Below are 12821 nucleotides of genomic sequence, written 5' to 3'. Positions count from 1 at the left end.
TTTGCAACGGCAATGTGTGCCTCTGGAGGTCCTGCAATGCCCAAGAATTCTCTGCGCGACATCAGACAGGTCAGGCCTGATCCCTCGGCCCTGAAGGCGCTTGCACATCCCGTGCGGCTACGCATGCTCAGCTTGCTGCGGCTGGACGGACCGGCCACCGCCTCCGGGCTTGCTACAAGGCTGGGACTCAATTCGGGTGCCACGAGCTACCACCTTCGCCAGTTGGCGCTGCATGCCTTCATCGTGGAGGATGCCGGGCGGGGCAATGCCCGGGACCGCTGGTGGAAGGCTGCGCATGAATCGACCCATTTCGGGGCTGGACCCAAAGAGGGCGAGGCGCTGGAAGCCGACATGGCCTTTGGCCAGGCGGCGCTCAACTGGCAGATCATGCAGATGCAGAGCGCGCTCCGCAACCAGGTCAATCTCAGTCCGGAATGGCGCAAGGCGTCCACGATCAGCGACTACTATATCCCGCTGACCTCGGGGCAGGCCGAAGCGCTGGTCAAGAAGCTGCAGGACCTGCTGTGGGAGGCGATGCGGTCGGCCCCGCCGATGGGAGGCCCGTATCCAGACGGGGTCGAGCCCTTTGCCGTCATCCTCCACGGCTTTCCCCGCCCACCCGAGGGGAGCGTCGAGCCATGAGCAGGCACATCCCGCTCATCGCGCTTTCGACTGCCAGCGTCATCTCGATCGGGGGCACGCGGCTGTCGACAATAGCCATTCCGTGGCTGGTGCTGACGACAACCGGCAGCCCGGTTTTGACGGGGCTGGTGGGCTTCGCCGAAATGCTGCCCTACGTGCTGGCCAAGGCGCTGGGTGGACCGCTGATCGATCGTCTAAGCGCCAGGCGCATATGCATCTGGTCCGATGCGCTTTCGACGATGGCGGTTGTGCTGGTGCCGGTGCTGTTTTGGCTAGGGCTGCTCTCCCTCTGGACGCTCTTGCCTGCCGTCGCTCTCATCGGCGTCCTCCGGGCACCGTCCGATGCCGCCAAGCAGGCTTTGGTGCCCGACATTGCCAGGATAGGCGCGGTGTCGCTGGAACGTGTCACCGGCGTCATGGGCGCCAGCGATCGGCTGGCGGGCACGCTGGGCGCTGCCAGCGCCGGCGCCTTGATCGCGCTGCTGGGGCCCGCACCCGCTCTCCTCGCCAATGCGGCGGCCTTCGGCCTTTCCGGCCTGGTGGTCGCACTCGGCGTGCCGCGCCACCTCGCCACCGCCCCCAAGCCGGATGTTGCCACCAGTTATCGCGCCGAATTCGTCGACGGCTGGCGCGTTTTGAGTCAGGACCCGGTGCTGCGCAGTCTTGTGATCATGATCGCCATCACCAACCTCTTCGACCAGGCCTATGCCATGGTCATGCTCCCGGTCTGGGTGCAATCGGCGGGGCTCGATGTCAGCTGGGTTGGCATACTCCTCGCAACGTTCTCGGCAGGTGCCATCGCGGGGGCAGGCATTGCAGCGGCAATAGGCGAGCGCCTCCCGCGACTGCTTCTTTATACGCTCGGCTTCATCTGCGCAGGGCCGCTGGCGTTCACAGTCTTCGCACTCAACCTGCCGCTGCCCGCTATCCTGTCGGCCCTGGTGATCGGCGGCCTGTCGGCCGGCTTCATCAACCCGATCCTTGGCGCGATCCTGTTCGAGCGCATCCCGGGGCCCATGGTGGGCAGGGTAACCGCATTGGTTGGCGCCGTCGCGTGGGCATTGATGCCCTTTGGGGGTCTCTATGCCGGTCTGCTGATCGACCAGTGGGGCATTGCTGCCGCACTTGGTGTGAGTGCCTCGCTGTATCTGCTGGCCGCGCTTTCGCCCCTGATCGTGCCCAGCTTCCGCCAGATGCAGCGACGGCCACTCCCGCAAGCGTGACGGCACAGGGCTTACCCACAGGCTTGGGGCCCGAAATTAGCAATTCCGGGCGGAATCGCCTACATATCGGCTAGTTCGAACAACCAAGAATCACCCCAGTGACCGATACGCCTCAGAACGGAACTGGCGGCCTGCCGCCCTCCGACATTTCGCTGATTGCCATCACCGACGAGATGCGGAAATCGTACCTCGATTACGCGATGAGCGTGATCGTCAGCCGCGCGCTGCCCGACGTGCGCGACGGTCTCAAGCCGGTGCACAGGCGCATCCTGTTCTCGATGAACGAGAATGGCTACGAGTACAACAAGCCCTATCGCAAGTCGGCCCGTGTCGTCGGCGACGTGATCGGTAAGTACCATCCGCACTCCGACCAGGCCGTTTACATGGCCTTGGTGCGCATGGCGCAGGATTTCTCCATGGGAGAACTCCTCGTAGAAGGCCAGGGCAATTTCGGCTCGGTCGACGGCGATATGCCGGCCGCGATGCGCTACACCGAAGTGCGCATGCAGAAGATCACCAACGCCTTGCTCGACGACCTCGACAAGGACACGGTGGACTTCAAGGACAACTATGACGGCTCCGAACATGAGCCGACGGTGTTGCCGGCACGCTTCCCCAACATGCTGGTCAACGGCGGCAGCGGCATCGCGGTCGGCATGGCCACCAACGTGCCGACCCACAATCTGGCCGAGACCATCGATGCCGCACTCAAGGTGCTCGACAACCCGCTGGTGACCACCGAAGAGCTGATGGAAGTGCTGCCCGGCCCGGATTTCCCGACCGGCGGCATCATCCTGGGCCGCTCGGGCATTCGCGCCGCCTACGAGACCGGCCGCGGTTCCATCCTGGTGCGTGGCCGCGTCGCGGTGGAAGAAATCCGCAAGGAGCGCGAGGCGCTCATCGTCACCGAGCTGCCCTATCAGGTAAACAAGGCCGCTTTGGTCGAGAAGATTGCCGAACTGGTGCGCGACAAGCGCATCGAGGGCATTGCCGACATGCGCGACGAAAGCTCGCGCGAAGGCATGCGCGTGGTCATCGAGATCAAGCGCGATGCGCTGCCGGACGTGGTGCTCAACCAGCTCTATCGCTTCACCGCGCTACAGAGTTCGTTCGGCTGCAACTTCGTCGCGCTCAATGGCGGCAAGCCGCAATTGATGAACTTGCGCGAAATGCTGGAAGCGTTCATCGACTTCCGTCACCAGGTGGTTACGCGTCGCGCCCGCTTCCTGCTCAACAAGGCCCGCGACCGTGCCCATATCCTGGTCGGCCTGGCCGTGGCCGTCGCCAATATCGACGAGGTCATTGCGCTGATCCGCACGGCGCCCGATCCGGCAACGGCGCGCGAACAGTTGATGACCCGCCGCTGGCCGGCCAAGGATGTGGCGCCGCTGATTGCCCTGATCGACGATCCGCGCCACCGCATCAACGAGGACGGCACCTTCAACCTGTCCGAAGAGCAGGCCCGCGCCATTCTCGAACTGCGCCTAGCCCGCCTCACGGCGCTTGGTCGCGACGAAATCGGCGACGAGCTCAACGGCCTGGGCACCGAGATCGAGGACTATCTCGAAATCCTGCGCAGCAGGGAACGCGTGGTCGAAATCATCCGCACCGAGCTCACCGAGATCAAGGACCAGTTCGCCAGCCCCCGCCGCACGGAAATCACGGACGCTGTCGGTGACTTCGAAGACGAGGACCTGATTGCCCGAGAAGACATGGTGGTGACCGTGTCGCACGAGGGTTACATCAAGCGCGTGCCGCTCTCGACCTATCGGGCGCAGAACCGGGGCGGCAAGGGCCGCTCGGGCATGGCCACGCGGGACGAGGACTTCGTGTCGCGTCTGTTCGTCGCCAACACCCACACGCCGGTGCTGTTCTTCACCGACCGCGGCATTGCCTACAAGCTCAAGGTGTGGCGCCTGCCGCTGGCCCAGGCCAATGCGCGTGGCAAGGCGCTGATCAACATCCTGCCGCTCGAGCAGGGCGAACGGCTGACCACCATCATGCCGCTGCCCGAGGACGAGACGAGCTGGGGCAATCTAGACATCATGTTCGCCACGACGCGGGGCACGGTGCGCCGCAACTCGCTGGCCGACTTCGTCGAGGTGCGCCAGAACGGCAAGATCGCCATGAAGCTGGACGAGGGGGACCAGATTGTCGGCGTCGAGACCGCAACCGCCAATGATGACGTGCTGCTGACCACCGCAATGGGCCAGGCGATCCGCTTCCCGGTGGACGACGTCCGCGTGTTCAAGGGCCGCGATTCGATGGGCGTGCGCGGCATCGCCCTGGCCGAAGGTGACGTGGTCATCTCCATGGCCGTGATCAACCACTCTGACGCTTCGGCCGAAGAGCGCGCGGCCTATCTCAAGATGAGCCGGGCGGTACGTGGCGAAGGCGCCGAAGAGGACAATGGCTCTGACGAGGGCGATGTCGTTGCCGGCGAACTGAGCCAGGAGCGCTATGCGCAGATGAGCGCCACCGAGCAGTTCATCCTGACCATCTCGGAAAACGGCTATGGCAAGCGCACCTCGAGCCATGAATACCGGATCACCGGGCGCGGCGGTAAGGGCATCGTGGCCATGGCGGTCAACAAGCGCAACGGCAACCTGGTCTCCAGCTTCCCCGTGGAGGATACCGACCAGATCATGCTGATCAGCGATGGCGGTCAGACCATCCGCCTGCCGGTCGGTGGTGACAAGCCGATCCGGATCGTCAGCCGTGGCAGCCAGGGCGTGATCGTGTTCGATACGGCAGAAGGCGAGAAGGTCATGTCCGTCGAGCACATCAAGGAGCCGGAAAGCGAGGACGATGTGCCCGAAGCGCCGGAGGCGCCGGCAGCAGAATAGAAAAGGGGCGCTTCGGCGCCCCTTGGTTTTTTGCGACCCTCAAAGGTCTAGATGAAGCGCTCGGGCGCGCTGAGGCCATCATAGGTTGGTGACGGTGGGCGGGTGGCGCCACTGCCCATGCGGACGGCGCGCGGAATTGTCGTCTGGGCCTGTCGCGCGGGCCTTCCACCGCGCGGTTCGTAACGACTAGGCTCGGTATCATCATAAATATTGCGACCCGGTTCGGACGCGCAGCACGCCCAGAACAACAGCACGACACCGCCGAACGGTACGAAATTGAGCAGGTACCAGGCACCGGATTTGCCGATGTCATGCAGCCGGCGCACACTGACGGTGATGGCGGGCACCGCGTGCACGAAGATGACGAACAGGGTCAGCGGGGCTTGCGGATATTTGGGATGGGCAAATCCACCGAGCTGATAGTCGGCGACGACGGCCAGCACCAGCAGGACGAACTGGATCAGGAAGAACATCCAGTACTGCATGCGCGTGCTTCGGCCCGAAAGCTCGAAGTATCGCAGCATGCCGTCGAAGTAGGAGCCCATCCATGTCCCCTCGGATGTGTTGTTGCCCACACTAGTATTTGGCACCGCCTAATTTTTTGATGGCGCAAGTGGTTAAGGTTTTACCGGATTGCCGCTTTGCGGGACGCTCTTGCAAAGTCGCGGCGTCGCAAGACGATCGCCAACCTACAGTACCGTAAGTTGCTGGTGGGCGGGACCGGGAGCGATCCACTGCATGGCGTGGGTCGGCAATAGGGCCCAGATCAGGCAGAGCTCGCAGAGGGCCTACGCCCCACATGCTTTAATGCAAGGCGATCCTTAAGCCAGGTGCCAACCGCCTTGTGGTGGCGATCAAGCCCCCAGGTGAACAAGATGGCGACGGCGACGCTGGCAAGGCAGGTGAGGACAACCGCAGGCCATCCCGGGCCACCAACCACTCGAATGACGATTGTCATAACCGTGTTATGGGTCAGGTAGAGTGAGTAAGAGATTGCAGCAAGCCATGTCCACAGTCGCTTGCTCGAGACCAAAGTGCTTGCGATCGGAGGCCAGTTGACCAGAAGAAGTGCCAACCCGAACAGCAGCGACGTCAGCATGATGAGCTGCAAATCATAGAAGTTCATGGTCGGAGCAAGATCGAGACGCTTGAAGCGGTAGATCAGTGCTCCGAGAGCCAGCAGTGCCGCAAAACCAATTGAAAGGTACCTTTGATGGGTCGGGGCCGGCATAATCGCATAGAGTATCCCCAGTGCGGCGCTTGAAATCCATACCCAAGCGATGCTTTCCCACGCAGTGAAATAAAGAACAACCGAGGCAGCCGGAGCCACAAGAACTAGTGCCACCATTCGCTCGCGAACGCTCGTTCGGCTGGCGAAGAACGCGATCCCAAACAGGACATACAACCACCACTCAACGGCGATAGTCCAGAACGGGCGGCCGGTACCGTAAGGCTGGAACCTGGGCAACCAGTCGAAATACCTGTCAAAGGGGGTATGCTGCAACATAAGCAGATTTGCAGCAAACGTAGCGTCAGTATTGGTGGCATTGGCTATCTGGCCGTAGATTGCTGTCACGAAATGGTCGGCAACAGCGACGAAAATGAGCGCGGGAACAAAAGCCAAGAAAATTCGGGCAAACCGGTCAATCAGGTATTCTGACAGCGAATAAGTTGCTGACCTCGACATTGTGTTCCGGCCGATCAAGAACCCGGACAGGATGAAGAATACCGCTACCGCGTAACTCTGAATTGGATATTTCACACCTAGTGCAGGGTGCCATGGCAACATTGAGAAAGCGTGTCCGATAAGGACCGCGAGGGCGCTCAAGCCGCGTAGAGCATCCAGGAAGACAGATTGGGGTTCGGTAATCCTCGACATCCTGCCTCCCTAAGCTGCCAGCACTGATACACACGCACAATAGCGCTCACAAGATGAGCTATACGTGGACTAGACAGAATTGAACGAGGTCACCGAGAAGCAGTCACGGCAGGGCTGCCAATACTTGGCACCGCCTAATTTTTTGATGGCGCAAGTGGTTAAGGTTTTACCGGATTGCCGCTTTGCGGGACGCCCTTGCAAAGTCGGGCCCTCGGTGGCTTGCTTCGATCTGAGGGAGTTCCTGCCATGATCGAAGCCGCCATCATCCTGCCTTACGTGCTCGCCTGCCTGCTCTTCGCCGTCATTCCGGGGCCATCCGTTTCCATCGTGATCGCCAATTCGCTGGCGGGCGGGACGCGGGCAGGGCTGTTCACCATCCTGGGCACGGCATTGAGCATGATCAGCATGGTCTTCATCGTCGCGGTGGGCCTCGAGGCGGTTATGACGCTGGTCTCAGGCGCCTTCGAGATCATCAAGCTGGCGGGCGCGGCCTACCTGATCTGGATCGGCTGGAAGATGTTCCGATCGAACGGCCAGTTGGCCATGGCCGACGGCGATCGCCTGCCGATTGGCCGCTACATCTGGCAGGGGGCGCTGACCAATTGGTCGAACCCCAAGACGCTGCTGTTCCTCAGCGCCTTTCTGCCGCAATTCGTTGATCTCACGCGCCCGGCCTTCGGCCAGATCATCACCCTGGGCCTCATTTGCCTGGCTGTGGCGGCCGTGAGTGACAGCGTTTACGCCTTTGCTGCCGGGCAAGCCCGCCACCTGCTGTCGGTCGCACGGGTCCGCCTGCTCAACCGGGTGTCCGGTGTCATCCTGATGGCGGGTGGCATCTGGCTGGCGCTGCAGAAGCGGGCGTGAAACCTCGCCCGCCTTGCCATGACTCTGGCTGCATGACAAAACCCTGCCAACAATAACGGGGAGAAGCGTCATGGGCAGGCTGGTTGGGTTTTATCCCGGCTCATTCGATCCGCTGACCAATGGTCATCTCGATGTCATCGAGCGGGCCTGCAAGCTGGTCGACACGCTGGTGGTGGCCGTAGGCATCAGCGCGACCAAGAAGAACCCGCTCTTTGCCCACCAGGATCGCATCACCATTCTCGAGCAGGTGCTGGCGCCGGTCGGCAAGCGGACCGATACGGAGTTCAAGATCGTCGATTTCTCGGGCCTGATGGTCAATGCCGCCCGCGAGCATGGCGCCAAGCTGATCATCCGCGGCCTGCGCGACACCACCGACTACAATTACGAGATGCAGATGGTGGGTATGAATGCGCAGATGGCGCCGGACCTGCAGACGGTGTTTCTGCCCTCGAGCCCGCCGGTGCGGCATATCTCGGCCACATTGGTGCGCCAGATCGCTGAAATGGGCGGCGATATCTCCGCCTTTGTTCCCCAGATCGTTCTCAAGGCCCTGAAAAGCAAATGACCGCCCTTACCCGTCGCCTGTTCGGCGCCCTCGTCATCGGCGCTGCGGCGCTGTCCGCCGTGCCCTCCATCGCCCAGACCGGCACGCCCCACCTGATCCTCACCATCAAGGGCGGCGATGTCGATATCGAACTGCTGCCTGCTCTTGCGCCCAAGCATGTCGAGCGCGTCATCAAGCTGACCGAAGAAGGCGCCTATAACGGCGTGGTATTCCATCGCGTGATCGACGGCTTCATGGCCCAGACCGGCGACGTCAAGTTCGGCAAGACCGGTGGCCCTTCATTCGATCTCTCCATGGCCGGCATGGGCGGTTCCGACCTGCCGGACGTCGAAGCCGAGTTCAACGCCGAGAGCTTCCAGCGCGGCGTGCTCGGTGCGGCCCGCTCGCAGGACCCGAACTCGTTCAACTCGCAGTTCTTCATTACCACGGCCGATGCCAGCTTCCTGGACGGCCAGTACACCGTTTTCGGCAAGGTCGTCAGCGGCATGGACCTGGTGGATGCGCTTGAAAAGGGTCCCGCTGACCAGAACGGCGCCGTGGCCAATCCCGACCAGATCATCAGCGCCAAGATCGAATACAAGTAAGATCCAGCCAGCTGGGGGTGGTGCGGCGCGTCTTGCACCATCCGCCCATTCGGCCTACATGCGGGCCACAAATTCCAACTGAAAGTTGCAAAAATGGCCGATTACGCCGATCCGGAAAACACCCTCGTCATCGAAACCACCAAGGGCAAGGTGGTCATCGCCATGCGCCCGGACCTGGCGCCGAACCACGTTGCCCATATCAAGAAGCTGGCGCGCGAGGGCTTCTATGACGGCATCGTCTTCCACCGCGTGATCGACGGCTTCATGGCCCAGACCGGCTGCCCGCAGGGTCGCGGCACCGGCGGCTCGAAATACCCCGACCTGAAGCAGGAATTCAACGCCGAGCCCCATGTCCGCGGTACGGCCTCGATGGCCCGCGCCCAGAACCCGGATTCGGCCAATTCGCAGTTCTTCATCTGCTTCAACGATGCGCCTTTCCTCAACAAGCAGTACACCGTTTGGGGCAAGGTCATCGAAGGCATGGAGAATGTCGATCAGATCAAGCGCGGCGAACCGGTGATCAACCCGGACAAGATGCTGTCAGTCAAGGTTGCGGCCGATATCGCCGCCTAAGGGCGACTCGTGGCATTAGTCACCAACAGACCCTCGGGCCTTGCCCGGGGGTCTTTCGTTTGGCACGTCGGCAGGAGCCTTGCTTGCGTATGGATACCGTTCTCTGGGCGCTGATGGGCATCGTCGCCGGCGCATGCATTGCCACGCAGGCGCCAATCAACGCCCAGCTTGGCCGCAACCTCGGGGTCCCGATCGCGGCGGCCGGCGTATCGTTCGTCGCGGGAGCGATCCTGCTCTGGGCCATCGCGCTGATCTACAGCCACCTGGCCAATACGCCGATCAACTTCGGCGCGCCTGCACCCTGGACCTTTGCCGCCGGCGGCGTGCTTGGCGCCTTCTACGTTTTCTCCAACATCATGTTGACGCCCATGATTGGCGCGGCGGCAGTCATGGCGCTCTCCGTTGCCGGGCAGCTTGTGGGCGGCATGTTCCTTGATAAGATCGGCTTCATGGGGATGGCCGTGCGGGAAATTTCGGTGGGGCGCATCGCCGGCGCGGTTCTGCTCATCACCGGCGCGCTGATGATAAGGATATTGTAGCCATGCGGTTACCGATGACTGCTGTTGTACTGCTGCTCACGACAGCCTCCGCCCAGGCGGCCCAGCACTATGCGTGTGCCGATGCTAATGGCGAGATTACGCTGGCATTCGACTACGACGCGGCAGCGGCAGAACCATTTGGCCATGTGGAAATTCAGCTCACCGACGATTTTGGCATTTCGACCGATCCGGGCCACGAGGACCATAGCGGCGAGTTCGTCTCGGCGCATTACGCCGGCGAGGATTTCATTGGCGCTGAGCTGCGCGCCAAAGACGCTGATGGCAAGGTCAGCGGCCTGCCGGCCATGCAGATCCGTCTCGTGACGGTCAGTGAAGGCGCCAACATGCTGGTGACCGGCGGCGTGTCGGTTGGCGGCGGTGGCATCTGGACCGTGACCTGCACGGTGTCCGACTAGGCGCCTTCGACTGCCAGCAGGAAGGCCTCTTCGGCGTCCAACTTCCCCTGGGCGGACAGAGAAAGTCCGAACCGTATGGCGACATCGGGTGCATAGCGGACCAGGTCGGGCCGCAGCCGGATCAACGCCAGGTCCTTGGACTTGGCCTCCAGCATGACATCGAATTCGAGCCCTTCGGCGACCCGCATGAAGGTGATGAACTCGAACGGATTGACGAAGTCGGCATGGCCGGTCCAGACGGGCGCGGCGTTTACGGTGATCGACTTACCAGTCTTGCGGTCCTTGCGCACGAGCTGCCGCAATTCGGTACGCGGCGAGGAGAAGTGCACCTTGGGCCGCACGCCATCGGGCCATGTCGCCAGGATCTTCTGCACCGTCTCCCGCATGTCGGCACCCTCGGGGTTCAGGCACCAGAAATGCTGGTGGTCGAAGATCAGCCGTACGCCGGTTTCGCCATGAAGCCATAGGACGTCGGCCGCCGAAAATCGCAGGTCGTCGTGTTCGAGCACGAGCCTGCGGCGCACGGGTTCGGGCAGCGTCGGCCAGGTTTGCGCCCAGCGCGCCCGTGCTGCCATGTGATCGTCATAGACCCCGCCGACATGCACGACCACCACCGCTTCCGGTCCCAGTTCCATGGCGTCGAGCATTTCGGCCTGGGACAGCAGGTCCCAGGCGCTCTTGCGCACCAGTTCGGGATCGGGACTGTTCAGGACGATGAACTGGCTGGGGTGGAACGACAGCCGCAGATCAAGTTCACGGGCTTTCCTGCCGATTGCGGCCAGCTCTGCCGCACTGTCGCGCACCATGCTGTGAAACTGCGGCATGTCGGGATGTGTCGCATAGGGGGCCAGGTCCGAGGACATGCGATACATCGAAATCTGGTGGTGATGCAGGTAGTCGAAAATGGCGTCGAGATAGCCGAGCGACGTCAGCAGGTGTGGCGCACTTGCAGCACGGCGGGCGTCATGGCTCTTGAGTTCTGGATTTCCCAATAGCTTGACGGGAACGCCCAGGCGCATCGGCAATTGTGGCATTGCTTACCTCCACCGGCGGAATGCCGCCCCGGTATGACTTGTTCCACGCGCCGGGCATTTCGCCCGCCATTGCCTCATGCTAACGAGCCTCCATGCGTGTTTCAGAATTTGACTTCGAGCTTCCCGAAAAGCTGATCGCCCTGCACCCGGCCGAACCGCGCGACAGTGCTCGCCTCCTGGTCGTCGACCCCCATGTCGGCCTCTCGGACCGGCATGTCACGGATCTGCTCTGGCTGCTGAAGGCCGGCGATGTGCTGGTCGTCAACGACACCCGAGTGCTGCCCGCCGAACTCCGGGGCACGCGCGTGCGGGGTGAGAACCGCGCCAACGTCTCGTTCAACCTGCATAAGCGCGTCGACGCGCATACCTGGCGCGCCTTCGCCCGGCCGGCCAAGAAGCTGGCCTTGCTCGACAGGCTGGAACTCGGCAACGGCCAGGCCGACGCCCTGGTGGCCCGGGTTGCCGGCAAGGGCGATACGGGCGAGGTCACGCTCGAATTCGAACTGGGGGGCGCCCAGCTCGATGAAGCCATCAAGTCACACGGCGCCATGCCGCTTCCGCCCTATATCGGCGCCAAGCGCGACGTCGAGGACCGGGACCTCGTAGACTACCAGACGGTCTATGCCGCCGAAGATGGCGCGGTCGCGGCGCCCACAGCCGGTCTGCATTTCACCGAAAGCCTGCTCCAGCAGCTCAGCGACAAGGGCGTCACCATCGAACGGGTGACGCTGCATGTGGGGGCGGGGACCTTTCTACCCATGAAGGTCGACGACACCGACGACCATGTCATGCATGCCGAGTGGGGCGAGATCGATCAGGCAACGGTGGAGCGCATCCGGGTCAAGAAGGCACTGGGCGGACGCGTGGTTGCCGTCGGCACCACCAGTCTCCGGCTGCTGGAAACCGCGTCCCGGGCAACCGGCACGCTGCAGCCGTTCATGGGCGACACCGACATCTTCATCACCCCCGGATTCCGCTTCGCCACCGTTGACGCGCTGATGACGAACTTTCACCTGCCCAAGTCGACGCTGTTCATGCTGGTCAGCGCCTTTGCGGGCCTGGATGTGATGAAGGCCGCCTATGCCCATGCCATCGCAGAGGGCTATCGGTTCTATTCATATGGGGACTCGTCACTGCTGCTGCGCGCACACCAGGACGAGCCTGAGGACGACGAACTCTAGCTAGAGGCCAGCAGCGTCATGCATGAGTTCGCCGCTGAAGCCGCAGGCGGCGCCGTGATAGCTGATGCAGCCGTCGCGCTCCTCGATCACCAGCTTTCCCTCACCATCGAAGGTCAGGGCGACTTCGCAGAACTTGGCCTTGGCTGAAGGGGTGTCGCCATTGGGATCGTAGAATTCGTTGGCGGCCTGCAGCAGTCCGGCTTGCTCCGTGATCGTCACCTCGCCGCCGATGTCGCCGGCGCAGCCAGGCATATCATCGACCATCGGCACCAGCGTGTTGATCGAAACGTCGTAACGATCGCCCTCGATATGGCTGATATCGACCGTCAATTCACCTTCACCTTGACCGGTATAGAGACCCTCAAGTCCGCTAACGTCCTGGGCCGATACGGGGAGCGCGACAAGGGCAAAGCTGATGGCGAGGGCAGCGGTCGAAATGCGAAGCATGCAAATACCTGTCGGGACTGGAAAATCG

14 protein-coding genes are annotated in these 12821 nt (G+C 62.4%); 10 read left to right on the top strand and 4 right to left on the bottom strand.

The genetic code is table 11. The features are described 5' to 3' along the window. Nucleotides 1-36 precede the first annotated feature (36 nt). The 3 genes from JI749_RS12690 to gyrA all read left to right on the top strand — a co-directional run bounded on the left by JI749_RS12690 (nt 37) and on the right by gyrA (nt 4711). Entirely contained in the window at nt 37-642 is a 606-nt protein-coding gene (locus JI749_RS12690) for a winged helix-turn-helix domain-containing protein (protein ID WP_233280746.1), read from the top strand. Beyond that, the gene (locus tag JI749_RS12685; protein WP_201654421.1) at nt 639-1865 is read left to right on the top strand and encodes an MFS transporter; all 1227 of its coding nucleotides are present in this window, start codon (nt 639-641) and stop codon (nt 1863-1865) included. The genes JI749_RS12690 and JI749_RS12685 overlap by 4 nt, the downstream gene beginning before the upstream one ends. A 98-nt stretch (nt 1866-1963) precedes the next feature. After that, nucleotides 1964-4711 (top strand): DNA gyrase subunit A, encoded by a 2748-nt coding sequence (gyrA, locus tag JI749_RS12680; protein WP_267911644.1) that lies wholly within the window; start codon nt 1964-1966, stop codon nt 4709-4711. 47 nt (nt 4712-4758) lie between these two features. Here gyrA and JI749_RS12675 read toward each other — a convergent pair whose 3' ends face one another. Further along, a complete protein-coding gene (locus JI749_RS12675) occupies nt 4759-5256 on the bottom strand; it encodes a DUF805 domain-containing protein (RefSeq protein ID WP_201654418.1) in 498 nt (165 codons plus the stop codon). Nucleotides 5257-5477: 221 nt separating this feature from the next. Continuing rightward, nucleotides 5478-6590, bottom strand: coding sequence for an acyltransferase family protein (locus tag JI749_RS12670; RefSeq protein ID WP_201654414.1), 1113 nt, complete (start codon nt 6588-6590; stop codon nt 5478-5480). Between the two features lie 246 nt (nt 6591-6836). Between JI749_RS12670 and JI749_RS12665 the strand changes: the two genes are divergently transcribed. The 6 genes from JI749_RS12665 (at nt 6837) to JI749_RS12640 (ending at nt 10131) form a co-directional block, all read left to right on the top strand. Next, the gene (locus JI749_RS12665; RefSeq protein ID WP_201654411.1) at nt 6837-7454 is read left to right on the top strand and encodes a LysE family translocator; all 618 of its coding nucleotides are present in this window, start codon (nt 6837-6839) and stop codon (nt 7452-7454) included. A gap of 70 nt (nt 7455-7524) precedes the next feature. After that, the gene (gene coaD / locus JI749_RS12660; protein WP_201654408.1) at nt 7525-8019 is read left to right on the top strand and encodes a pantetheine-phosphate adenylyltransferase; all 495 of its coding nucleotides are present in this window, start codon (nt 7525-7527) and stop codon (nt 8017-8019) included. Further along, on the top strand, nt 8016-8603 hold the full coding sequence (locus tag JI749_RS12655; RefSeq protein WP_201654405.1) for a peptidylprolyl isomerase: 588 nt from the start codon (nt 8016-8018) through the stop codon (nt 8601-8603). The genes coaD and JI749_RS12655 overlap by 4 nt, the downstream gene beginning before the upstream one ends. A 93-nt stretch (nt 8604-8696) precedes the next feature. After that, nucleotides 8697-9176, top strand: a complete 480-nt coding sequence (locus JI749_RS12650) for a peptidylprolyl isomerase (protein ID WP_201654402.1) — start codon at nt 8697-8699, stop codon at nt 9174-9176. Nucleotides 9177-9265: 89 nt separating this feature from the next. Further along, nucleotides 9266-9715 carry a DMT family transporter gene (locus JI749_RS12645; RefSeq protein ID WP_201662801.1) on the top strand — a complete coding sequence of 150 codons (450 nt, stop codon included), beginning with the start codon at nt 9266-9268 and terminating at the stop codon, nt 9713-9715. A gap of 14 nt (nt 9716-9729) precedes the next feature. Then, nucleotides 9730-10131: a hypothetical protein gene (locus tag JI749_RS12640; RefSeq protein ID WP_201654399.1), complete on the top strand. Its 402-nt coding sequence runs from the start codon at nt 9730-9732 to the stop codon at nt 10129-10131. On the opposite strand, the gene uvsE is transcribed toward JI749_RS12640, so the two are convergent. Continuing rightward, nucleotides 10128-11165, bottom strand: coding sequence for a UV DNA damage repair endonuclease UvsE (gene uvsE / locus JI749_RS12635; protein ID WP_201654396.1), 1038 nt, complete (start codon nt 11163-11165; stop codon nt 10128-10130). The genes JI749_RS12640 and uvsE overlap by 4 nt on opposite strands. Before the next feature lie 92 nt (nt 11166-11257). On the opposite strand from uvsE, the gene queA reads away from it, so the two are divergent. Then, complete coding sequence (queA, locus tag JI749_RS12630) at nt 11258-12346, top strand: tRNA preQ1(34) S-adenosylmethionine ribosyltransferase-isomerase QueA (protein ID WP_201654393.1); 1089 nt, start codon at nt 11258-11260, stop codon at nt 12344-12346. On the opposite strand, the gene JI749_RS12625 is transcribed toward queA, so the two are convergent. Then, the gene (locus JI749_RS12625) at nt 12347-12793 is read right to left on the bottom strand and encodes a hypothetical protein (protein ID WP_201654390.1); all 447 of its coding nucleotides are present in this window, start codon (nt 12791-12793) and stop codon (nt 12347-12349) included. It lies immediately after the preceding gene. Nucleotides 12794-12821 lie beyond the last annotated feature (28 nt).

Origin of the sequence: Devosia oryziradicis (assembly GCF_016698645.1) — a bacterium.
Lineage (GTDB): Bacteria > Pseudomonadota > Alphaproteobacteria > Rhizobiales > Devosiaceae > Devosia > Devosia oryziradicis.
Note: the sequence above shows the minus strand (reverse complement) of the source record. Positions and strands in the feature narration are given on the sequence as shown.